The following is a 21,492-nucleotide window of genomic DNA, read 5'->3' as shown; positions in this document are numbered from 1 at the left end:
ACGGGCGGCCGCCCGCAGACACACCCCATCGGAGGTCCCCGTGCACCGTGCAGCACCGCCGACCCGACGACCACGCCCCCGGCGCGCATCGCGCCCCGTCCTGCTGCGCAGGGCCGCGGCGGCGGCAGCCGCGTTCGTGACCATCGCGGCGGCGCCCGCGGCCGCCGAGCCCCGCAGCGGACCGGCCACGGCGGACGGGCACTGCGCCGGCATGTCACGGCTGAAGGTCCCCGGCGCCGAACTCCAGGTACCTTCCTGCCTGGACGAGCTGACCACGGCCGGGACCGTCGCCTCGGGGCACACGGACCAGGCCGACTGGGCCGGCCTGACGCCGGCCGGCCTGGGCGTGCCGAGCGGTGTGCCGGGGATCCAGATCGACGGATACTTCCCGGACCCGTCCACCAGCAATGCGCATCACGGCTGGAACCACGACTCCCAGTTCGTGATCCGCCTGCCGGACCACTGGAACGGCGGCCTGGTCATCACCGGCTCCCCGGGGGTGCGCGGCCAGTACGCCAACGACCGGGCCATCGCCGACTGGGTCATGGCCCGCGGATACGCCTTCGCGGCGACCGACAAGGGCAACACGGGCACCGCCTTCTACCGCGACGGCCAGGCGCCGGGGGATGCCATCGCCGAGTGGAACGTGCGGGTCACCCAGCTCACCCGCGCGGCCCGCGCCGTCGTCGCCCAGCGCTACCTGCGGCCGGTCTCCCGCACCCTGGCCACCGGCATGTCCAACGGCGGCTACCTGGTGCGCTGGCAGCTGGAGAACCATCCCGAGCTGTACGACGGCGGAGTGGACTGGGAGGGCACCCTCTGGCGGGAGCAGGGACCGAACCTGCTCACCTTCCTGCCGCCGGCCCTCGCCGCCTACCCCCGCTACGCCGCAGGAGGCGCGGGCGCCGACCAGGCCCGCCAGGAGATGCTCGCAGCCGGCTTCCCGGCCGGTTCGGAGTTCCTGTGGCCCTTCCACCACCAGTACTACTGGGACCTCACCCAGCGCATCTACCGCGAAGAGCTGGACCCCGGATACGACGGCCGGCAGGAGGCGGGAACCCCGTTCTGCGCGCCGGGCACCCCTGCCTGCGACGCCGACTACGACTACCGCCTGCGACCCCGCAGCGTCCACGACGCCGTCGCGAACATCGCGCTGACGGGCCGGATCGGAAAACCCCTCATCACCCTGCACGGCACCCTGGACGTCCTCCTGCCCATCAGCCAGGACTCCGACGTCTACGCGCGCATGGTCGGCGACGCCGGCCGCGGCCGTCTCCTGCGCTACTACCGGGTCGAGGGAGGAACACACGTCGACTCCCTGTTCGACGCCTTCCCCGGCAAGCTCCGCCCCCTCGTCCCCTGCCATCGCTCCGCCCTGACCGCCCTGGAGAGCTGGCTCGGCCGCGGCGTACCGCCACCGGCCAGCCGCACGCTGCCGCTTCCCGCCCCTGACGAGAACCCGCTCACGAGCTGCCCGCTCACCTCCTGACCACAGAACGCATCGCCGACGCCTACGGACAGCGCGTCCGGGTGCACCCGGACGCGCAGCCCGGTAGCGTCGAAGAGCACGCGTTCCGCCCCACCGGCGGGGGTCGTTCAGCAGCTCTTCACCGAGGCCATGGTGCGGCGTCGGGAAGGATTCGTATGGCCGTGTCACCTTGCGGCAGACCAGCTACCGACCGGTAGCTCGAACCGATGCGAAGGGCCACTGTGAAGCGCACCGCCCCCCTGTCCGCCGCCCTGGCCGTCTCCCTCGCCGCAGGCATGCTGTTCAGCGTCGGCACCGCCTTCGCGCGGGAGAAGACCGGTACCCCGCGCGTGGAGCGCGACCTCTACGGAACGAAAGCGACCTACGCGCCCCAGGGGACGCCGGACCGCTACCAGAAGCCCCCGAAGGGATTCGTACCCGTCTTCACCGAGAACGTCGCCCGCCACGGCTCCCGCGCCATGACGGACAGCGCCGACGGTGACGCCGTGCTCGCCGTCCTGCGCGAGGCGCAGGACAAGGGCGCGCTCACCGGCCTCGGTGCGCGGCTGGGCCCGCAGGTGCGGTCACTGCTGGCCGCCGCCTCCGCACTCGGATACGGCAACCTGTCCGCCCGCGGCGCCGAGGAGCACCGGCAGACGGCACTGCGCATGGAGCAGCGGCTGCCGACCCTGTGGGCGGGCATCGCCGCCCGGCACGAGCCCGTCGTGGTGGAGACGTCGGGGGTGCCGCGCACGGTGGCGAGCGCCGAAGCGTTCACGGGCGCCCTGGCCTCCGGTGAGCCGGCGCTGGCAGGCCTGATCAAGGCCCCGGTCACCGACAAGAACCTGCTGTACTTCCACAAGCAGCCGCAGAACGCCGACTACCAGGCGTATGTGAAGGGGGATCCGGAGCTGGCCGGGGTCCTCAAGCGGATCGACGGTGACCCGCGCACCGCCGAAGCGGCGCACCGCGTCGTCGGGCGCCTGTTCCGGGAGGACTTCGCCGCGGCGCTGCCCCCCGCGGAGCAGGTCTCCTTCGCCCGTGCGCTCTACCAGCTCTACAGTGTGGCGCCCGACCTGGGAGTGGAGGCGCCGGACGTCGACCTCACCCCGTTCCTGGTGCCCCGCGACGCCGTGTGGTTCGCCTACCTGGACGATGCCGAGGAGTTCTACGAGAAGGGGCCCGCGTTCAGAGGGCGCACCATCACCTACAAGATGGCCGGCGTCCTGCTCGACGACCTCCTGGCCCAGGCCGGGGCGAAGGCCGCCGGCACCAACGGCAACGGCGCGGTCCTGCGCTTCACCCACGCCGAGGAGATCGAGCCGCTCGCCGCCCTGATGGGCCTGCCCGGCAGCACCGCGCCCGCGGAACCCGGCCGGCCTTATGCGTACGGGAACAACCCCTGGCGAGGCGCGGAGGTTTCACCGATGGCCGCGAACATCCAATGGGACCTGTTCGCGAACACGCCCTCCGCAGGGAAGCCGGCCACGTACCTGGTGCGGATGCTCTACAACGAGAAGGAGACGGCGTTCAAGCCGTCCTGCAAGCCCGTGGCCAAGGGCAGCCACTTCTACGAGCTCGACGAGCTCAAGCGCTGCCTCGCGCACGGCTGACCCGCGCACGCCGCGGCCGGGCCGCCCGCCCCCGGGCCCGCACGCGGGTCCGGGGGTTCACACGCCTTCCGGTGTGAGAGCGGGCAGGTAAGGGGTGATGTTGCGCCAGGCGCGCTCGACGTACTCCTCCTTCTCGCCGACCGGGGCGACGTAGTGCAGCGCGCTCGCGGCGGCCTCCTCGCCCTGGAGGCGGGCGATGATCCAGGCGGCGATGTAGGGCGAGGCCAGGCAGCCGCCGGCGGTGGCGATGTTGTCCTTGGCGTAGAAGGGCTGGTTGAGTACGTCGACGCCGGCGGCGACGACCCAGGGCTTGGTGGTCAGGTCGGTGCAGGCGGGGATGCCGTCGAGCAGGCCGAGCCTGGCCAGCACGAGCGCGCCGGAGCACTGTGCCGCGACGAGTTGGCGCGAGGGGTCCAGGCGGCGCAGGACGCTCATGATCGCGGCGTCCTCGACGACCTCGCGGGTGGCGATGCCGCTGCCGACGATGACGGCGTCGGCGGTGCACGCCTCCTCCAGCGTGGACATCTGCTCGATGACCACTCCGTTCATCGAGGTCACCTTGGGGCTGGGGGTGGCGATGGTGACCCGCCAGCCGGCGGTCTTGATGCGGTTGAGCACGCCGAGCGCGATCAGGGAGTCGAGCTCGTTGTAGCCCTCGAAGGTGAGGATGGCGATGTGCACGGCGGCTGTCCTTCCGGGTGGTTGGGCCTCGACGGTAAGGACCCGGGGGCAGGACAGCCAAAGAATTGTCATGCATACAATCCGACGCATGGCAGCCCCGCGGTACAAAGTGCTGGTGGACGCCCTCGCATCCGACATCCGGAGCGGACGGCTCACCGCGGGTGCGCGGCTGCCGACGCACCGCGGGCTCGCCGCGCGCGAGGGCATCGCCGTCGTGACCGCGACCCGGGTGTACGCCGAGCTGGAGGCCATGGGGCTGGTGAGCCGGGAACAGGGCCGCGGCACGTTCGTGCGGGACATCACGGTTCCCCCCGGCCACGGCATCGATCAGCAGGGCGTCGCCGGGAACGCGGTCGACCTCAACTTCAACTACCCGTCCCTGCCCGGGCAAGCCGATCTCCTTCGGCAGGCCCTGCGGGAGCTGGCCGGCGCCGGCGATCTCGACGCGCTGCTGCGCTACCAGCCACACCGAGGGCGTCCCCAGGACAGAGCCGCGATCTCACGGCACCTGCGACGCCGCCAGATCGCCACCACCCCCGACCGGGTGCTCATCGTCAACGGTGCGCAGCACGGTCTCGCCGTCACCGTCACGGCCACCCTCAACGCGGGCGACGTCGTCGCGGTCGACGCGCTGACCTACCCGGGTTTCAAAGTACTCGCGCACGCCTTCCACCTCGACCTGGCGCCCGTCCCCACGACCGCCGAAGGGCCGGACCTCGACGCCCTGGAGAAGCTGTGCGCGACCCGCCCGGTGCGCGCGATCTACACGATGCCCACCCTGCACAACCCGCTGGGCTGGGTCATGTCGGCAACCGACCGGACCCGCCTGATCGAGATCGCCCGCCGGCACGGTCCGCTCATCATCGAAGACGCCTCCTACGCCTACCTCGTCGAGGACCCGCCACCGCCGCTGGCCGCCCTCGCGCCGGACATCACCGTCTACGTCTCGGGGCTGTCCAAGAACGTCGCCACCGGCCTCCGGGTCGGGTTCGTCGTCGCCCCGCCCTCAGCGGTGGCTCCAGTCGAGCGCGCGATCCGGGCGACCACCTGGAACACACCCGCCCTCACCACCGCGATCGCCTGCCGCTGGATCGACGACGGCACGGTGGACCTCCTGGAAGCGCGGAAACGCGAGGACGCCAAGGCCCGCCAGGCACTCGCCAGGCAGGAGCTGGAGGGCCTGCCGCTCGTCGGACACCCCGCGTCCTACTTCACGTGGCTCCCGCTGCCCCAGGACGCGCGCGCCGATCGCCTCACCGCCACCCTCGCCCGTCAACACGTCTCGGTGTCCACGGCCGAGCCGTTCACCACGTCGGTCCACATACCGCAGGCGATCCGCCTCGCTCTGGGCTCGCCCGATCCGGCCACCCTCCGGGCGACACTGCGCACCGTCCGACACGTCGTCCTCGAAGACGCCTACGCCTGACCCCCGCCTCCACGCGGTCACCAGTGGGTGAGGTCCACCTCCTCGCCGAGCAGTGACGGCAGCGCGGCCAGGAGCGCGGTCAGCGCACCGCCCGGGCGGACGTCGGCGCCGGTCACACCGTTCACCTCGTCGGTGTCCATGTACAGCCGCAGAAGTCCCCCCTCCCGGTCGGCACAGCCGTAACCGGATCTGTTCGACCGCCGGAACGAGGAGGGTGTTGTTCCGTGGACCCGGCGCGGCCGCACCCTACGGTGGTTCCCGTGGCGGAACGAGTGGCGGACGCGGTGGGTACGGCGACGGCCACCGCGCACCTCAAGGAGCGGCTCTACGCGACGATCACGATGATCTCCGTCGTCATCGGCCTCGCCGGCACCGGCCATCCGGACGCCGCCGGGGCCGCGGCCACCGTCGCGACCGCCGCGGTGGGCCTGTGGCTCGCCTCGCTCGTCGCCGACCAGCAGGCCCACCGGGTCACGCACGGCGCCCTCGCCCGGGGACGGGATCTGCGCGTCATGCTCTTCGTCAGCAGCCCCCTGCTGCTGTCGGCGGTGGGCCCGCTCCTCCTGATCGGCGTCTCGGCACTGGGTGCGATGGAACTCAAGACGGCGCTGTACACGGCGGCCGGGGTCAACGTCGCCACCCTGTTCGCATGGGGCTGCTACGGCGGGATCCGGATGGGCGGAGGAACGGCCCTCGCGCTGCTCGCCGGCGTGATCGACGCGGCGATCGGAACGGCGGTCGCGGCGGTCAAGGCCGCCACCGGCCACTGAAACCCGCGGTCCGCATCGAAGTCCAGGCCCCCTGGCCCGACCCGGGCGGCGCCACCCGGCACCGCCCGGCCCCCCCCGGCCGGTCAGCCCGCCACGCGGGCCATCCACGCCTCGACCTCGTCCGCCGAGCGCGGCAGGTCCGCGGACAGGTTCTCGTGGCCGTCGGCGGTCACCAGCAGGTCGTCCTCGATCCGGACGCCGATGCCGCGCCACTCCTCGGGCACCGTGAGGTCGTCCGGCTGGAAGTACAGGCCCGGCTCCACCGTGAGCACCATGCCCGGCTCCAGCACACCCTCGACGTACTCCTCGGTGCGCGCGGCGGCGCAGTCGTGGACGTCCAGACCGAGCATGTGGCCGGTGCCGGCCATGGTGAAGCGGCGCTGCAGGCCGAGCTCGTACGCGCGGTCCGCCGGGCCCTCGATGAAGCCCCACTCGACGAGTTTCCCGGCCAGGTACCGCTGCGCCGCCACGTGGAAGTCGCGGTACGCGGCCCCCGGCTTCACGGCGGCCATGCCCGCCTCCTGGGCCTCGTACACCGCGTCGTAGACCGTGCGCTGCACGGGCGTGAACGTGCCGCTGATGGGCAGGGTGCGGGTGACGTCGGCGGTGTAGAGGGTGTGGGTCTCCACGCCGGCGTCGAGCAGGAGCAGGTCGCCGGGGCGTACCGGGCCGTCGTTGTCGGTCCAGTGCATGATCGTGGCGTGGTCGCCCGCGGCGCAGATCGAGCCGTATCCGACGGAGTTCCCCTCCAGCCGTGCCCGGCGGAAGAAGGTGCCCTCGATCCACCGCTCGGAGGAGTCGACCGCCCGCGAGAGCTCGCCCACGCAGTCGGTGAACCCGCGCACGGTGGAGTCGACCGCCTTGCGCATCTCGCCGATCTCCCAGTCGTCCTTGACGAGGCGGAGCCCGCTCAGCGCCTCCTCCAGTTCGGCGTCGCGCGCGGCGTCGGTGGTGACCGCGGCCTCCAGCGCCGGGTCGACGCCGCGGACGATGCGCGTGGGCACGTCGGGCGAGGCGGTCAGGTCGCCCACCGCCGTGCGGACGTCGCGGCAGGACAGCCCGAGCACGCGCTCCGACTCGGCGAGGGAGCGGCGACGGCCCATCCACAGCTCGGCGGTGTAGCCCAGCCAGAACTCGTCGGTGTCCCGGCCGTCGCGCGGCAGCAGGTAGCAGTACGCGTCGTGGCCGCCGTCCGGGCGGGGTTCGAGGACGAGCGCGCCGTCGCGGGCCCGGTCCCCGGTCATGTGGACGTAGCCGGAGTACGGGCGGAACGGGTAGGTGTCGTCGTTCGAGCGGGCCTTGAGGTTGCCGGACGGGACCACCAGCCGCTCGCCGGGGAAGCGCGCCGAGAGGGCGGCGCGGCGGAGGGCCGCGTACGGGGCCTGCTCGTCGCGTGCGAGGCCGTGCCGTTCGGTGTCCGCCCAGCCCGTCTTCATCAGGGCGGACAGTTCCTCGGAGATCCCCGAGTAGAGGCCGTTCTTGCGACCGTTCGCCACGTCGTACTCCTTCTTCCCGATGGGTTCGACCGCCGAGAGGCCCCGGCGACTCCCGGAAGGTACTGCGGCGGCGCGCCCTCGGGAGGCCCGGTCGTGCCAGTGGCACTGATCGGCCACCCCTGGCCCGTGGTCGTCGATAATGCGGGGCATGGCGAACGCGAAACTGGACGAGGCCCTGCGGATGCTGGGGATCGGCCCCGCAGCGGGCCGCGTGTACCTGTCACTCCTGGAACTGGCGCCCGCACCGCTCGCCGAGATCGGGCGGGCGGCCGGGCTGGAGGGCACCGAGTTCGCCACCGCGTACGGCGAGCTGGTCGACGCCGGGCTGGCCGGCGCCGCCGAGGAGAGCGCGGACGTGGTGGCACCGGTCCCTCCCGCGGCAGGCCTGGAGATCCTCGCCCGGCACCGCGCGGCCGAGCTGGAGGCATCCCGCATCGCCGTGGGCGGCGCGTTCGAATCGTTCCGCCGTCAGCGGCTCACGGCCTACAACGACAACCTCGTCGAAGTCGTCACCGGTGACGCGGTCGGCCCGAGGCTCCGCCAGGCATGGGCCAGCGCCCGCGAGCAGATCCGGCAGCTCGAATCGCCGCCCTACTTCCCGCAGCCCGAAGCCGTCGACGACGCGCTGGCGACCCTCGCCCGCGGAGTGACCCAGCGGGTGGTCTACTCGAAGGCGTCACTGGAGATGCCCGGGCGGCTGGAGACGGCCATCGAGCCGTGCATCGAGGCCGGCGAGCAGGCCCGGGTGGCGCCGACGGTGCCGGTCAAGCTGGTGATCATCGACGAGGCGTACGCGCTGGTGTCCCTGTCGATCAGGGAGGCCGACGTGCACAACACGACGCTGGTGGTACAGCCGTGCGGCCTGCTCTCGGCACTGATCGCCCTGTTCGAGCAGACCTGGCAGCAAGCCCTGCCCTTCCACGGCCGCGCCACCCGCCCGGCCGGCCTGCCGCCGGCCGACCGCCGGCTGCTCCGCCTCCTCGCCGGCGGCGCGGGCGATGACGTCATCGCCCGCGAACTGGGCATCAGCCGCCGCACCTTCTTCCGCCGGCTCCAGATCCTCATGGCCCGCCTGGGCGCCGAGAACCGCTTCCAGATGGCCCTCCAGGCCCAGCGCAACGGCTGGCTGTGAGCCACTGCGCCGGGCCGCCCGGACCAGGGCTGCGCCCGGCGGCGATGTGTCAGCCGTCCGTGCGAATACCGCTGTCAGGGCGTCTGGCCGCGTCGGCTACCCTGCCGTAGCCGCGCACCTGGGGAGGCCGCGGGGGAGGGAATCATGGAGCACGACCTGGCCGTCCAGGTAACCGAGAGACAGATGTGTCCCGAGTGCGGGCACGCACTCGTCGCCGGCGACGAGCGGTTTCCTCGCTGGTGCGCGGCCTGCGACTGGAACGTGGACGGCGCAGGCCCGGATGCTGCCGAGCCGGGCCGGCTCGCCGCGGCCAGGCGCCGCCTGGCGCGGCGGCACGGCGAGGAACTGGCGGCCGCCATGTCCGGCGAAGCGACGAACCGGCCGCGGCGAGACGCAGCCTCGCTGCTCGCCCTCGGGCTCGCCCTGCTGGTGCACGGCGTCACCCTGGCGCTGGCGGTGGCCGGGCTGCTGCTGGTCGTACTGGGCTGGGAGACGGTGGTCCAGCCGATCGGCGGCGTCGCACTGATCGTGGTGGCGTTCGTGCTGCGGCCCCGGATGTACCGGATGCCGCAGGACGGGCCCGTGCTGTACCGGGCCGACGCGCCCCGGCTGTTCGAGTTGATCGACGACGTGGCCACCGTCACCGGCACCGCCGGGGTCCATGCCGTGGTGATCGGCGGCGACGTCAACGCCGCGGTGACGGCGTACGGATGGCGCCGGCGCCGCGTGCTGTACCTGGGCCTCGGGCTGTGGGAGGTCCTCGCCCCGCGGGAACGGATCGCTCTGCTGGGCCACGAACTCGGCCACTTCGCCCACGGTGACGTCCGGCACGGGCTGCTCCTCCGCCAGGCACTGCGTTCCCTGGTCCTGTGGGTGGAAACACTGGCCCCCAGCCGCGCGCACACCCTTTGGGACACCCTGTTCAACGTCATGACCTACCTGCCTCGCTACGCGGCGTACGGACTGCTGGTGCTGCTCGACCACCTGACACTGCGCGCTGCTCAGCGCGCCGAGTACCAGGCCGACGTGAGCGCGGCGCGGGCCGGTTCGACCGACGGCGCGGTGGGGCTGATGGACCGGCTCCTCGTCGCCGACTCCGTCCAGATGCTGATGCGTCGGGAGTCGGTGGCCGCCCAGATGACGGGCGGGGCGGCCGGGCGGGCCGCCCGGGAAGCGGCCGAGCGGGGATTGTGGGAGCGGATCACGGCGCACGTGACCTCGATCCCGGCCGATGAGTACGAGCGGCTGCTCCGGGTTTCGGCACGGCGCGGGCACGGCGTGGACGACACCCACCCGCCGACGCACCTGCGCCGCCAGTGCCTGGCGCGGGGCGAACCGCACCCGGGCCACGTCGACTTCGGCGACGAGCGGGCCGCAGCAGTCGCCGCAGAACTGGCCCCGGCCCGAGCCAGGGTGGCCCGGCAGGTCATCCTCAGCCACACATGCTGACGTCGTGAAAGGACGTACACACATGCGCAGGACAACAACCCTCACCATCGGCATGCTCGTAGCCGCTGTGCTGCTGACCGGGTGCGGCAGTGAGAAGAAGGACGCCGGCCCGGCCAAGGCGGGAGGCTCCCCGAGCGCCTCGTCGAGCGGCGGGTCGAAGGGCTCGGCTCCGGACAAGAAGGGCCTGCCGCATCAGGTGGTCTTCGAGGTGGGCGGCACGGGCGCGGCGCAGGTCATGTGGAGCGGGAACACCAACCACTTCGAGCAGGTGACGCTGCCTTGGACCAAGACGGAGCCCATGCAGCTGGTCGACGCCGAGCTCAAGGTCGGCATCACCGTGTCGGTGGTGCCGGGCTCGGTCAAGGGACCGGATGGGATGTTCATGCCGGCCCCGTGCACCATCAAGGTCGACGGCAAGCAGGTCGCCGACAATCAGGACGGCAAGTCGGCCGAACCCTGCACGTACAAGCTCAAGGACTGACGGCCGTCCCAAACCCGCGGAACGTTCGAGAGTCCGATCCGCGTCGCGCCGTATGAGTGGCGTGGCGGCGGGTAGGCGCCGCACAGGCCCACCTCGCCGGCCACGGCAGCCCGTCCCTGCTCACCCGTGGCCACGCACGGCTACCGCCCGTGTTGACGCGTTCGCCCGGGTCTCCCGCAATCCCGCTACGAAAGGACGTGAGCACGATGCGCATCGCATTCCTGACGGCGACCGAAGGCGTCGAGGAAGTCGAGCTGACCCACCCCTGGAAGGCGGTTCTCGGGGCCGGCTGGACCCCGCGACTGGTCTCGACGAAGCCGGGGGAGGTCCAGGCGATGCGTCACCTGGACAAGGCCGGCACCTACCCGGTCGACCGGGTCCTCACCGGCCGTACGGACGAAAGCTTCGACGCACTAGTCCTGCCCGGGGGAGTGGCGAACCCCGACGCGCTGCGGATGAGCAGGACCGCGGTCGACTTCACGCGCGGCTTCTTCGAGGCGGGCCGGCCCGTGGCCGCCATCTGCCATGCGCCCTGGCTGCTGGTGGAGGCCGACGTCGTTCGCGGACGGACGCTGACCTCATGGCCCAGTCTGGCCACCGACATCCGCAACGCGGGCGGTACCTGGGTCGACGAGCAGGTCCACATCTGCCGGGCGGGCGCCGGCCCACTGGTCACCAGCCGCAAGCCGGGCGACCTGGACGCGTTCTGCGAGGCGTTCCTGAAGGTCTTCGAGGGCTGAAGCCGGCTACGGCGGGGCGGACCCCGCCGGGCCGGGGTCAGCTCCCCGTCGTGTTCACGGAGGCGACCGTTCGCGGTACGTGGCTCGCCCAGTCGACGATCCGTACCGCCGCACCGGCGGCCTCCGCGCCCCGGCAGCGCGCGTGGTGCCTGCGGGTGATCCCGTCCAGGTCGAGGTGGGACCCGAAGGCGGGATGCGCCGCCAGCCGTCGTGCGTACGACCACAGGTGCGGGTGGTCGGTGATGATGCGGTAGACCGCTGCCGCGTCCAGATGCCAGCGGTGCACCGTGTCCAGCTGCACCAGCGTCACCCACAACCGGACGTCCGCGGCGGTCGGTTCCCCGCCGAGCACGTGCTGCGCGGATGAGAGGTGCCGCTCCAGTGAGCCCAGCCCGCGCAGCAGGGTGGCCAGAGCCGTGTCGCGCGCCGCTGCGTCGGCCCCGGCCTCTCCGGCGCGCTGCGCCGCTGCGCTGATGTCGTGTTCGCAGAGCCGGCCGATGGCCCCGATCCGTTCGTCGGCGCCCTCGGGGTACAGGCGCGGGCCGGAGGCGCCGAACCGCCGGGCCAGGTCTTCGAGGATGGCCGGCGTGTGCGTGCTGACGATCCGCCCGGTCCAGCTGTCGCTGAGCACCGGCGCCGCCGCGGGTCCCGGATGCTGGTGAGAACTGGCCTCGTACAGCGGGCGCAGGGCCAGGTACCCGCCGCCGGGTGCGTCAGGCACGCCCGGCAGCAAGGTCATCGGGACGATGTCCGCCAGGCCGAGCAGGCTGTGCGTGATGGCGATCTGCAGACAGTGCGGACAGGACAGCGCGAGGTGGAGCCGGTAGCGGTAGGGCACGGCGGGGTAGCCGCTGCGGGCGTCACGGCCGATCCTGCTCGGGAAGCGGGGCACGGCATTCAAGGAACCGGCGGGCATGGGTCTCCCTGGGAGTGTTCGGTCACGGGCATGCGACACGACGGCCCGGGACGCCTCGGCGTCGACCGGGACCCGGCGGGGGACGGCGCGGGGGTCAGGGGCGCGTGGGCGCGGGACCGCCACGGTGCAGGGGATTCGCCGCGCTGCACACGCGGAGCAGGTCGATGTGGCGGCGGGACGTCAGCAGTCGCACCGGCAGGACGGCGAGAAGGACCTCAGCCGTGCCGTGACCCAGCGCAGAGCACCCCATAATTCCCTACCAGTTCAGCAGGATTCGCCGCTCTGGAGTGTCGACGCGCGCCCGGGGCGCTGTCAAGACCGGGCACCGGTTGTTGCCGCCGCATGGCGACTTCATGGCAGTCCCACGGCCTTCCGTCCGGGCGGCCCGGAAGTGCCTAGCATCCCCGGCATACCTCGGCCCCACGGACCCGGAGCCGTGGCCGTCCCGTCCCAGTGACCGAACCTGCGGAGTGCCCTTGACCGAATCGATTCTCCTGACCGCGCCGTCCGGTCCCTCCGGACGTCCCGGCCCGCCCGCTCCGGCAGAGCGGGTGGTGCCGCTGCGGCGGCCCGGCCGGTGGGTCGCCACCGTCGTCGTGCTGGTGCTGGCCTCCCAGGCCGCACACGGGCTGCTGACCAACCCCTTCTACCAGTGGGACCGGTTCGCCTACTGGGTCACCCGGCCGGTGATCCTGGACGGCCTGCTCGTCACGCTCCAGGTGGCCGCGTACAGCGCCGTCCTCGGGCTGCTGGGCGGCATCCTGCTGGCCCTCGGCAGGCTGTCGGCCAGCCCGGTACTGCGGACGGTGAGCTGGACCTACATCTGGCTGCTGCGCTCCGTGCCGCTGATCGTCGTCCTGCTCTTCCTCTACAACCTCAGCGCCCTGTACCCCACGCTGAGCCTCGGGGTGCCGTTCGGCCCGGCCCTCCTCACCTTCGACGAGTCGAAGCTGGCCACGGACATGGCCGTGGCGGTGGCCGGACTGAGCCTGGCCGAAGCGGCGTACGCGGCGGAGGTGGTCCGGGCCGGGCTGCTCTCCGTGGACCAGGGCCAGCACGAGGCGGCGGCCGCGCTCGGGCTGCCCAAGCGGTACCAGTTCACCCGGATCGTGTTCCCGCAGGCCCTGCGCTCCATCGTGCCCGGCTACGTCAACCAGCTGATCGGGCTCGTCAAGGCCACCTCGCTGGTGTTCTACGTGTCACTGCTGGACCTGTTCGGCTCGGTGCAGAGCCTGGGCGCCACCTACCCGGGGGACGTGGTGCCGCTGCTCCTGGTCGCCACCGCCTGGTACGTGGTCCTGACCAGCGTCGTGTCCGTCGTGCAGTTCTACGTGGAGCGGTACTACGCGCGCGGGGCACTGCGGACCATGCCGCCCACCCCCCTGCAGCGGGCCCGGGCGGGCCTGCGCGAGCTGGGGGCACGCTTCCGGAAGGAGACCGCGCGATGACCACCACCGCCACGACGAGCCCGCCCGCCGGCATCGAGGTGCACGACGTGCACAAGTGGTACGGCCACCGGCGGGTCCTGGACGGAGTGAGCCTGCGCGTCCGGCCGGGCACGGTCACCGCGGTGATCGGACGCTCCGGCTCCGGCAAGTCGACCCTGTTGCGGATCGTCAACCATCTGGAGAAGCCCGAGGCCGGGCACGTCAGCGTGGGCGGCGAGCTGATCGGCGTACGGCGGCACGGGAACCGGCTCAAGGAGCTGAGTGAACGCGCGATCCTCGCCCAGCGCGGCCGGATCGGGTTCGTCTTCCAGAACTTCAACCTGTTCCCCCACCTCACCGTCCTCGACAACGTGGCCGCGGCGCCGGTGGCGACCGGGCGGCTGCCCCGGCCGGAGGCCCGGGCGCTCGCCCGGGAACTGCTGGAAAGGGTCGGGCTCGGCGGCTGGGCCGACGCCTACCCGCGACAGCTGTCCGGCGGCCAGCAGCAGCGGGTGGCCATCGCCCGCGCACTCGCGCTGCGGCCCGGCGTCATCCTCTTCGACGAACCGACGTCCGCGCTCGACCCGGAACTGGTCGGCGAGGTGCTGGCCGTCATCAAGGACCTGGCCGTCGGCGGGACCACCCTCCTGATCGTCACGCACGAGATCGGCTTCGCCCGCGAGGTGGCCGACGAGATCGTCTTCCTGGACGACGGCCGGGTCGTCGAACAGGGCCCGCCGGAGCAGGTCCTGGACCACCCGGTCCACCCCCGGACCCGGGAGTACCTGAGCAAGGTGCTCTGACCGCGCACTCCCGTACACCCACGCTCACTTCCCCCCCCGCGAACCGAAGGAACGACACCCCCATGCACCGCCTGAACCCATTCCGCAGGACCCTCACCACCGCGGCCGCCGCCGCGACGCTCGTCACCGGCCTCACCGCCTGCGGCGGCGAGAGCCCGGCCGTCGGCACCGGCGCGCCGGCGGGCCCGGCCACGGTCGCCGTCGGCGCCCTGTCCAACGGCGCCGCGCGGCAGACCGACATCACCGTCCCCGTGGACGAGTCGCTGCGCGCACAACTGCCCCAGGCCGTCCGCGAACGGGGGGAACTGGTCATCGGGGTGGGTGCGCTGCCCGCCGGGTTCCCGCCGCTGGCGTACGTCGGCAGCGACCAGAAGACCCTGACCGGCGCCGAGCCGGACCTCGGACGGCTGGTGGCCGCCACGCTCGGGCTGAAGCCGGTGGTGAAGAACTCCACTTGGGAGAACCTGTTCGTCGGCATCGACAGCGGCCGGGTCGACGTGGCCTTCTCCAACGTCACCGTCACCGAGGAGCGGAAGAAGAAGTACGAGTTCGCTTCGTACCGGCAGGACAACCTGGCCTTCGAGGTGCTGAAGGACAACCCCTGGAACTTCGGCGGCGACTACCGCAACCTCGCCGGGAAGACGGTCGCGGTGGCCCGGGGCACCAACCAGGAGAAGATCCTCCTGGAGTGGCAGGCGAGGCTGCGGTCCGAGGGAAAGGACATCGACGTCAAGTACTTCCCGGACAGCAGCAGCACCTACCTGGCACTCAGCGGCAAGAAGATCGACATCACCTTCGTGCCGAACCCGTCCAGCGCCTACCACGTGACCCAGGCCGCCGGCAGCGGCACGCCGACCCGGAACGCGGGCCGGTTCTCGGGTGCGGGGGAGACCCTCCAGGGGCTGATCGCGGCGACGGCCAAGAAGGACAGCAAGCTGGCCGGGCCCGTCGCGGCGACGATCAACCACCTGATCCGCAACGGGCAGTACGCGAAGCTGCTGGCGGCCTGGAACCTGTCGGAAGAGGCCGTGGAGACCTCCGAGGTCGATCCGCCCGGCCTGCCCCTGACCAACTCCTGAGCCGCCGATGCCACCCCGCTACCGGGCAACAAAGCTGCCAAATTCCCTTAATACTGCGTGCATTGAGCCTCCGTTTCGTGCCACGTAGCGTCTTCCGAAGGCGGTCCCTCCCTTCATCAAGGTCGATCAGAAAGGCCTTCTTCGACGTGTCCGAACTGCACCTCGCCGTCGCGCTCGACGGCGCCGGCTGGCACCCGGCTGCGTGGCGGGAGCCGGGCGCCCGGCCCACGGAACTCTTTACGGCCCGGTACTGGGCCGATGTCGTCGCCGAGGCGGAGGCCGGGCTGCTGGACTTCGTCACCTTCGAGGACGGTCTGGCCCTCCAGTCGTCCCGGGCGGCGGAACCCGACGGCCGCACGGACCGGGTGCGGGGACGGCTGGACGCGGTGCTGACCGCCGCCCGGATCGCACCGCTGACCCGGCACATCGGCCTCGTCCCGAGCGTGACGGCCACCCACACCGAGCCCTTCCACATCTCGAAGGCGATCGCCACGCTCGACTACGTCAGCCGGGGACGGGCGGGCCTGCGCGTGCAGACCTCCGAACTGGCCAACGAAGCACGGCACTTCGGGCGCAGGGAGTTCCCGCCACCGGTGGGCGAACTGGCGGAGGAAGCCGCCGACCACGTCGAGGTGGTGCGGCGGCTCTGGGACAGCTGGGAGGACGACGCGGAGATCCGCTGCACCGCCACCGGCCGGTTCGTCGACCGGGACAAGCTGCACTACATCGACTTCGAGGGACCGCACTTCAGCGTCCGGGGCCCGTCGATCACCCCGCGTCCGCCGCAGGGCCAGCCCCTGGTCACGGCCTCGGCCGGCACGGTCGCCCCCCGCGCCGCCCTGGTCGACCTCGTCTACGTCACCCCGCGCGACCTGGACGAGGCGCGGGCGGCGACCTCGGTTCTGCCCCCGCCGCCCGGCCCCCGGCACGTCTTCGCCGACCTCACCGTGTTCCTGGACGAGGACGGCCCGGCGGCCGCCGCCCGCCGCGAACGGCTGGACGAGCTCGCCGGCGGCCCGGCCCCCGCCGACGCCGCCACGTTCGAAGGGACCCCGGCCGAGCTCGCGGACCTGCTCCAGGAATGGCGGGAGACGGGCCTGACGGGTTTCCGGCTGCGGCCGGGCGTCATCGCCCACGACCTGCCGGCCATCACCCGCCGGCTGGTGCCCGAGCTCCAGCGGCGCGGCGCCTTCCGGAGCACGTACGAGGCCTCCTCGCTGCGCGGGCTGCTGGGCCTGGAACGCCCCGCCAACCGCTACGCCGCCGCCCTCTCGGCCTGACCTCGGATCCGGAAGGACACCATGAGCACCAAGCCGCTCAAGCAGATCCATCTCGCGGCCCACTTCCCCGGCGTCAACAACACCACGGTGTGGAGCGACCCCGCCGCCGGGAGCCACATCGAGTTCGACTCCTTCGTCCGCTTCGCGCAGACCGCCGAACGTGCCAAGTTCGACTTCCTCTTCCTCGCCGAAGGGCTCCGCCTGCGCGAACAAGGCGGGAAGATATACGACTTGGACGTGGTCGGCAGGCCCGACACCTTCACCGTCCTTGCCGCGCTGGCCGCCGTCACCGAGCGTCTCGGCCTGACCGGCACCATCAACTCCACCTTCAACGAACCCTACGAAGTGGCCCGCCAGTTCGCCTCCCTCGACCACCTCTCCGACGGCCGAGCCGCCTGGAACGTGGTCACCTCCTGGGACGCCTTCACCGGAGAGAACTTCCGGCGCGGCGGCTTCCTGCCCCGCGAGGACCGCTACACCCGCGCGCGGGAGTTCCTGGCCACCGCGACCGAGCTGTTCGACTCCTGGGACGGCACCGAGATCACCGCCGACCCCGTATCCGGCACCTTCCTGCGCGACGCGCGCGCCGGAGCCTTCGCCCACCAGGGCCGCCACTTCGACATCGAGGGCCGGTTCAACGTGCCCCGCAGCCCCCAGGGCCGCCCGGTGATCTTCCAGGCCGGCGACTCCGACGAAGGCCGCGAGTTCGCCGCCGCCCGCGCCGACGCCATCTTCGGCCGGTACGGAACCCTGGAGGAGGGCCGGGAGTTCTACGCCGACGTCAAGGGACGCCTGCCCCGCTACGGCCGCCGCCCCGAGGAGCTGCTGATCCTGCCGGCCGCCACCTTCGTCCTGGCCGACACGGACGCCCAGGCCCGCGAACTCGCCCACGAGGTACGCCGCTCCCAGGTCAGCGGGGCCACCGCGATCAAGTACCTGGAGCACGTCTGGAACCGCGACCTGTCCGGCTACGACCCGGACGGACCGCTCCCGGACGTCGACCCCGACCCCGGCGAGAACACCATCGCGCTCGGCCGCGCGAGCGTACGGCAGTTCCGCGACCCGCTGGCCACCGCCCGGCAGTGGCGCGAGCTCGCCGAGGCCAAGAACCTCTCCATCCGCGAGCTGGTGATCGCCACCACCGCCCGGCAGACCTTCGTCGGTTCTCCCGCCACCGTCGCCGACTCCCTCAACAGCCTGGTGCAGGGCGACGCCGCCGACGGTTTCATCCTGGTTCCGCACATCACCCCGGACGGACTGCAGGGCTTCGCCGACACCGTCGTCCCCCTCCTTCAGGAACGGGGCGTCTTCCGCAGCGAGTACACCGGCACCACCCTGCGGGACCACCTCGGACTCGACGTGCCGGCGGCCCGGCCGGCCGACGGCCGGCAGGCCACGGCCTCGTGAAGGCGGTTCCAGTCCGAGACCGCGCCGGTGCCGCGCCGCGAGATCCCCGATCCCCCTTCGCCGACCTGTAAGGAGCCCTGGCCATGTCCGGCATCCCGCTCGGAGTCCTCGATCTCGTCCCCATCACCTCCGGCTCCACCGCGGCCGACGCCCTGCGCAACAGCATCGACCTGGCACGGCAGACGGAACAACTCGGCTACTCCCGTTACTGGTTCGCCGAGCACCACCTCAACCCCGGTGTCGCGGGGACGTCCCCGGCCGTGGTGCTGGCCCTGACCGCCTCCGCCACCTCCACGATCCGGATCGGCTCCGGGGCCGTACAGCTCGGCCACCGCACGGCCCTGTCCACGGTCGAGGAGTTCGGTCTGATCGACGCCCTGCACCCGGGCCGCCTCGACCTGGGCCTGGGCCGCTCCGCCGGCCGGCCGCCCCTGCGGGCCGCGGAAGCGGAGCCCTTCGTCGGACACACCCCGAACGGGCTGCGCATCCCGGAGCCCTTCTCGTTCGCACACTTGGCGGCCCATCCCCGGTTCGTACTCCAGCAGAAGCTGCTGAACCTGCCCGGTGCCCAGCCGCAGGACTACGGGGAGCAGGTCGACGACGTCCTCGCGCTGCTGCGCGGCGAGTACCGGTCGGCGGAGGGCGTCGAGGCGCACGCCGTCCCCGGCGAGGGGGCCGACGTACAGGTGTGGATCCTGGGCAGCAGCGGCGGCCAGAGCGCCGAGACGGCCGGCCGCAACGGCCTGCGGTTCGCGGCGAACTACCACGTCAGCCCGGCCGGCGTGCTGGAAGCGGTCGACGGCTACCGGGCCGCGTTCAAACCCTCCGCCGAACTGGACCGCCCGTACGTGACCGTGTCCGCCGACGTGGTCGTGGCCGAGGACGACGCCACGGCCCGCGTACTGGCCGCCGGATACGCACCCTGGGTACGCAGCATCCGCACGGCCGAAGGCGCCATCCCCTTCCCGTCCCCGGCCGAGGCGGAGGCGCTGACCGGCGCCTGGACGGACGCCGACCGGAAGCTGGTGGCCGACCGGGTGGAGACCCGGTTCGTCGGCTCGCCACGGACCGTGGCCGACCACCTCGAACGACTCCAGGAAGCCACCCGAGCCGACGAACTGCTGATCACCACGATCACGCACGACCACGCCGACCGGGTCCGCTCCTACCGCCTCCTGGCCGAGGAATGGCGCCGCCGCTGACACATCCCCTGACCATCCGCAGCGGAAGCCGCCCGGAAGGTTGGCCTGCCGTGTACCGGTGGTACACGCTGTGCCCATGGCGAGACGATCACAAGTCCGGGCGGGTACGGCGGGCGGCTGCCTCCTCAACGGATGCCTGGCCCTGCTGGGTCTGCTGCTCGTGGCCGCCGTCGGCGGCTGGATCTGGCTGGATGCACAGCCGGCGCGTGACGAGGCCCGGGCGCGCAAGAACCTGCGGGAGAACGTCGAGGCGTTCCGGGACCGGCTGGGCGGGGCAGCGGCCGACGGCAGCCTGCCCGACACGGAGATCGCCCAGGTCTTCCGCCCGTCGAAACCCGCCAGGGGCCTCGTGGGCGTGACGCGGCAGGGCGGGGCCGTCACCGTCACCGCGGAGCTTCTCGGCCAGGGACCGCCGCGGGCCTTCATCTTCGTGTACGAGCGGTCGGTGGCGGGCTGTTACGCCTTCGAGGTACCGCCCCCGGCCGCCGGGGCCCCGCGGCCGTCGGTCCGGGAACTACCACGGACGGCGTGTGCGGCAGACCCGGCCGTGCACCCCGGATCCGATCGCTGAAGGGGCCGCCGGCGATCTCGGCATAGCGCCGCAGGTCGGCGTGGAGGGGGGAGGTACAGTGACCTCGGAGGAAGACTATGCAGAGCCAGCCCATAGCCGAACGGCGCTGGAGGATCGACCGCCTGTGGTTCCTCGCCCCCGCATCAGGGCTGGCAGCCGTCTGGCTCGCGCTCTATGAGCGCGCACCCGCCGCGGTTCCGCCGCTCCAGTTCTACATCCTGTGCCGAACGCCAGGTTCCCTGAGGGCCCTCTCCCTGGGTTCGTTGCTGTTCATCGTCACGGCGGCGGTTTTGTCCGTCACCGCAACGGTCCGCGCCATAAGAACACCTTCCCGCCGCCCCCTGCGACCGATGCTTCACCTGGTCGCCACAATCGTCCTCCTCGTGGGAGCTGACGGCGCGGACTACCTCGGAAGTGGCATCGCCTACCGTACGGCGGTGAACAACGGCGCGGAACTCGCCAGCTGCGAAGGTGCCTACCACGTCACCCCGGGCTGGTTCTTCTTCCTCCCGCCGGAAGCCCGCGGGCAGTGGCCTGGCCACACAGGCCATCCGATGTGAGCCGGCCTGCACCCCTGTAGGCGGGCGACTCGCCCTGGCGCGCCCCGGTGTCGGCTGGCGGCCGCTGACGAAAGCGAGCGGGCCATCGTCAGCGTTCCGTCCGCTGCGGCCGCGCTCAGCCGACCCTCTGCCCGCTGCTCAGCTCTTGCGGGCCAACGGTTGCCCGGCGAAGCTCACCCCAGCCAGGCCGTGCGCCATGAGGTTGCGGATGTTGCCGTGATCAGTGTCGTTCGGCGTCGCCAGCACACTGCGGTAGTGCTCACCGAATGCCAGCAGAGCCTCCTGGTCGCTCAGTCCTTCCAGCAGGGCCAGTCCCAGGGTCTTGCAGGAACCCTCGTTCTCACCCGCGGCGTTTTCCAGTTCACCGTTGCGGAACGCCTGCGGCTGGTACTCGTAATGCGCGGCGATGAAGGCCAAGGTGTCGGCGAACTCGTGCTCACCTGACGCGAGGCTTTTCCGCAGCGAGTTGAGATCAGTCATGTCGGCTCCCCTGGGTTGGACAGACGACCGATTGCCGTCCGTGACCGGACGACAGTACCCCGATTGGGGCGAGCCGCTAAGGATCGCGCCACATGTCGGAACGTGCGGCATCTCCGCAGGTCACGACGTACGACTGTGCGACCCACCGAGAGCCGGTTTCGCTCCGGGCGGTCAGTGGCCCGTCACGATGAGGGGGCGGCCTCGTCGCGGGTCGGTCCGGCCGCGGCAACGTCTCCCCTGAACCGGGCCCCGCGGTAGGCCCGGACGGTGTGCCGGGTGAGGGTGTGGGTGGTCATGCGGTGCTCCGTCGGTTTAGGAGGTGGGCTGGTCGGGCCGGGCCGCGTTCAGGTACCGCTCGATCCGGTGCTGGTTTTCGACCAGCCGCAGGCACAAGTGCCTGAACTGGGCGAGGTCGTCGTCGGTGAAGCCGAGCGAACGGCTGCGGCCGCCTCCAGCGCGAGTGGGTCACCGCCGAGCGCGAAGGCCCCCATCGAGGCCCGGACCCCGGGGT

General features: G+C 72.0%; 21 protein-coding genes. 16 read left to right on the top strand and 5 right to left on the bottom strand.

Features of this window, described 5'->3' with window-relative positions:
• Positions 1-103 precede the first annotated feature (103 nt).
• Complete coding sequence (locus AB0F18_RS01510; protein WP_362053598.1) at positions 104-1,489, top strand: tannase/feruloyl esterase family alpha/beta hydrolase; 1,386 nt, start codon at positions 104-106, stop codon at positions 1,487-1,489.
• 206 nt (positions 1,490-1,695) lie between these two features.
• The gene (locus AB0F18_RS01505; RefSeq protein WP_362053445.1) at positions 1,696-3,081 is read left to right on the top strand and encodes a histidine-type phosphatase; all 1,386 of its coding nucleotides are present in this window, start codon (positions 1,696-1,698) and stop codon (positions 3,079-3,081) included.
• A 57-nt stretch (positions 3,082-3,138) separates the two neighbouring features.
• Here AB0F18_RS01505 and AB0F18_RS01500 read toward each other — a convergent pair whose 3' ends face one another.
• Positions 3,139-3,762, bottom strand: coding sequence for a DJ-1/PfpI family protein (locus AB0F18_RS01500; RefSeq protein WP_362053442.1), 624 nt, complete (start codon positions 3,760-3,762; stop codon positions 3,139-3,141).
• An 88-nt stretch (positions 3,763-3,850) separates the two neighbouring features.
• On the opposite strand from AB0F18_RS01500, the gene AB0F18_RS01495 reads away from it, so the two are divergent.
• Positions 3,851-5,188, top strand: a complete 1,338-nt coding sequence (locus tag AB0F18_RS01495; protein WP_362053439.1) for a PLP-dependent aminotransferase family protein — start codon at positions 3,851-3,853, stop codon at positions 5,186-5,188.
• A 17-nt stretch (positions 5,189-5,205) separates the two neighbouring features.
• Here AB0F18_RS01495 and AB0F18_RS01490 read toward each other — a convergent pair whose 3' ends face one another.
• Entirely contained in the window at positions 5,206-5,328 is a 123-nt protein-coding gene (locus AB0F18_RS01490) for a hypothetical protein (RefSeq protein ID WP_362053436.1), read from the bottom strand.
• A gap of 120 nt (positions 5,329-5,448) precedes the next feature.
• Here AB0F18_RS01490 and AB0F18_RS01485 point away from each other — a divergent pair, with 120 nt between their 5' ends.
• Complete coding sequence (locus tag AB0F18_RS01485) at positions 5,449-5,958, top strand: hypothetical protein (RefSeq protein WP_362053433.1); 510 nt, start codon at positions 5,449-5,451, stop codon at positions 5,956-5,958.
• Between the two features lie 83 nt (positions 5,959-6,041).
• Here the strand turns inward: AB0F18_RS01485 and AB0F18_RS01480 are convergent, their stop codons facing one another.
• Positions 6,042-7,454, bottom strand: a complete 1,413-nt coding sequence (locus AB0F18_RS01480; RefSeq protein ID WP_362053430.1) for an aminopeptidase P family protein — start codon at positions 7,452-7,454, stop codon at positions 6,042-6,044.
• Positions 7,455-7,602: 148 nt separating this feature from the next.
• Here AB0F18_RS01480 and AB0F18_RS01475 point away from each other — a divergent pair, with 148 nt between their 5' ends.
• The 4 genes from AB0F18_RS01475 to AB0F18_RS01460 all read left to right on the top strand — a co-directional run bounded on the left by AB0F18_RS01475 (position 7,603) and on the right by AB0F18_RS01460 (position 11,256).
• The gene (locus tag AB0F18_RS01475; RefSeq protein WP_362053427.1) at positions 7,603-8,586 is read left to right on the top strand and encodes a LuxR family transcriptional regulator; all 984 of its coding nucleotides are present in this window, start codon (positions 7,603-7,605) and stop codon (positions 8,584-8,586) included.
• 144 nt (positions 8,587-8,730) lie between these two features.
• Complete coding sequence (locus tag AB0F18_RS01470) at positions 8,731-10,035, top strand: M48 family metallopeptidase (protein WP_362053424.1); 1,305 nt, start codon at positions 8,731-8,733, stop codon at positions 10,033-10,035.
• 22 nt (positions 10,036-10,057) lie between these two features.
• On the top strand, positions 10,058-10,516 hold the full coding sequence (locus AB0F18_RS01465; RefSeq protein WP_362053421.1) for a hypothetical protein: 459 nt from the start codon (positions 10,058-10,060) through the stop codon (positions 10,514-10,516).
• A gap of 206 nt (positions 10,517-10,722) precedes the next feature.
• Entirely contained in the window at positions 10,723-11,256 is a 534-nt protein-coding gene (locus AB0F18_RS01460; protein ID WP_362053418.1) for a type 1 glutamine amidotransferase domain-containing protein, read from the top strand.
• A 37-nt stretch (positions 11,257-11,293) separates the two neighbouring features.
• Here AB0F18_RS01460 and AB0F18_RS01455 read toward each other — a convergent pair whose 3' ends face one another.
• Positions 11,294-12,172 carry a glutathione S-transferase C-terminal domain-containing protein gene (locus AB0F18_RS01455; RefSeq protein WP_362053415.1) on the bottom strand — a complete coding sequence of 293 codons (879 nt, stop codon included), beginning with the start codon at positions 12,170-12,172 and terminating at the stop codon, positions 11,294-11,296.
• A 488-nt stretch (positions 12,173-12,660) separates the two neighbouring features.
• Between AB0F18_RS01455 and AB0F18_RS01450 the strand changes: the two genes are divergently transcribed.
• The 8 genes from AB0F18_RS01450 (at position 12,661) to AB0F18_RS01415 (ending at position 20,501) form a co-directional block, all read left to right on the top strand.
• Positions 12,661-13,620: an ABC transporter permease subunit gene (locus AB0F18_RS01450; protein WP_362053595.1), complete on the top strand. Its 960-nt coding sequence runs from the start codon at positions 12,661-12,663 to the stop codon at positions 13,618-13,620.
• Positions 13,617-14,402 (top strand): amino acid ABC transporter ATP-binding protein, encoded by a 786-nt coding sequence (locus tag AB0F18_RS01445; RefSeq protein ID WP_362053412.1) that lies wholly within the window; start codon positions 13,617-13,619, stop codon positions 14,400-14,402. Before AB0F18_RS01450 ends, AB0F18_RS01445 begins: the two co-directional genes overlap by 4 nt.
• A 62-nt stretch (positions 14,403-14,464) precedes the next feature.
• On the top strand, positions 14,465-15,481 hold the full coding sequence (locus AB0F18_RS01440; RefSeq protein ID WP_362053409.1) for an ABC transporter substrate-binding protein: 1,017 nt from the start codon (positions 14,465-14,467) through the stop codon (positions 15,479-15,481).
• 146 nt (positions 15,482-15,627) lie between these two features.
• A complete protein-coding gene (locus tag AB0F18_RS01435; RefSeq protein WP_362053407.1) occupies positions 15,628-16,761 on the top strand; it encodes an LLM class flavin-dependent oxidoreductase in 1,134 nt (377 codons plus the stop codon).
• 21 nt (positions 16,762-16,782) lie between these two features.
• Positions 16,783-18,168 carry an NtaA/DmoA family FMN-dependent monooxygenase gene (locus AB0F18_RS01430; RefSeq protein ID WP_362053404.1) on the top strand — a complete coding sequence of 462 codons (1,386 nt, stop codon included), beginning with the start codon at positions 16,783-16,785 and terminating at the stop codon, positions 18,166-18,168.
• 83 nt (positions 18,169-18,251) lie between these two features.
• Positions 18,252-19,370 (top strand): LLM class flavin-dependent oxidoreductase, encoded by a 1,119-nt coding sequence (locus AB0F18_RS01425; protein ID WP_362053401.1) that lies wholly within the window; start codon positions 18,252-18,254, stop codon positions 19,368-19,370.
• Between the two features lie 76 nt (positions 19,371-19,446).
• Positions 19,447-19,941 (top strand): hypothetical protein, encoded by a 495-nt coding sequence (locus tag AB0F18_RS01420; RefSeq protein ID WP_362053398.1) that lies wholly within the window; start codon positions 19,447-19,449, stop codon positions 19,939-19,941.
• Positions 19,942-20,018: 77 nt separating this feature from the next.
• Entirely contained in the window at positions 20,019-20,501 is a 483-nt protein-coding gene (locus AB0F18_RS01415; protein ID WP_362053395.1) for a hypothetical protein, read from the top strand.
• Between the two features lie 138 nt (positions 20,502-20,639).
• Here the strand turns inward: AB0F18_RS01415 and AB0F18_RS01410 are convergent, their stop codons facing one another.
• Positions 20,640-20,981 carry a HopJ type III effector protein gene (locus AB0F18_RS01410; RefSeq protein WP_362053392.1) on the bottom strand — a complete coding sequence of 114 codons (342 nt, stop codon included), beginning with the start codon at positions 20,979-20,981 and terminating at the stop codon, positions 20,640-20,642.
• Between the last annotated feature and the right edge of the window lie 511 nt (positions 20,982-21,492).

This window comes from Streptomyces sp. NPDC029216 (genome assembly GCF_040648015.1).
In the GTDB taxonomy this organism is placed as follows: Bacteria; Actinomycetota; Actinomycetes; order Streptomycetales; family Streptomycetaceae; genus Streptomyces.
The sequence above is the reverse complement of the archived record's forward strand: the minus strand, read 5'-3'. Positions and strand labels throughout refer to the sequence as shown.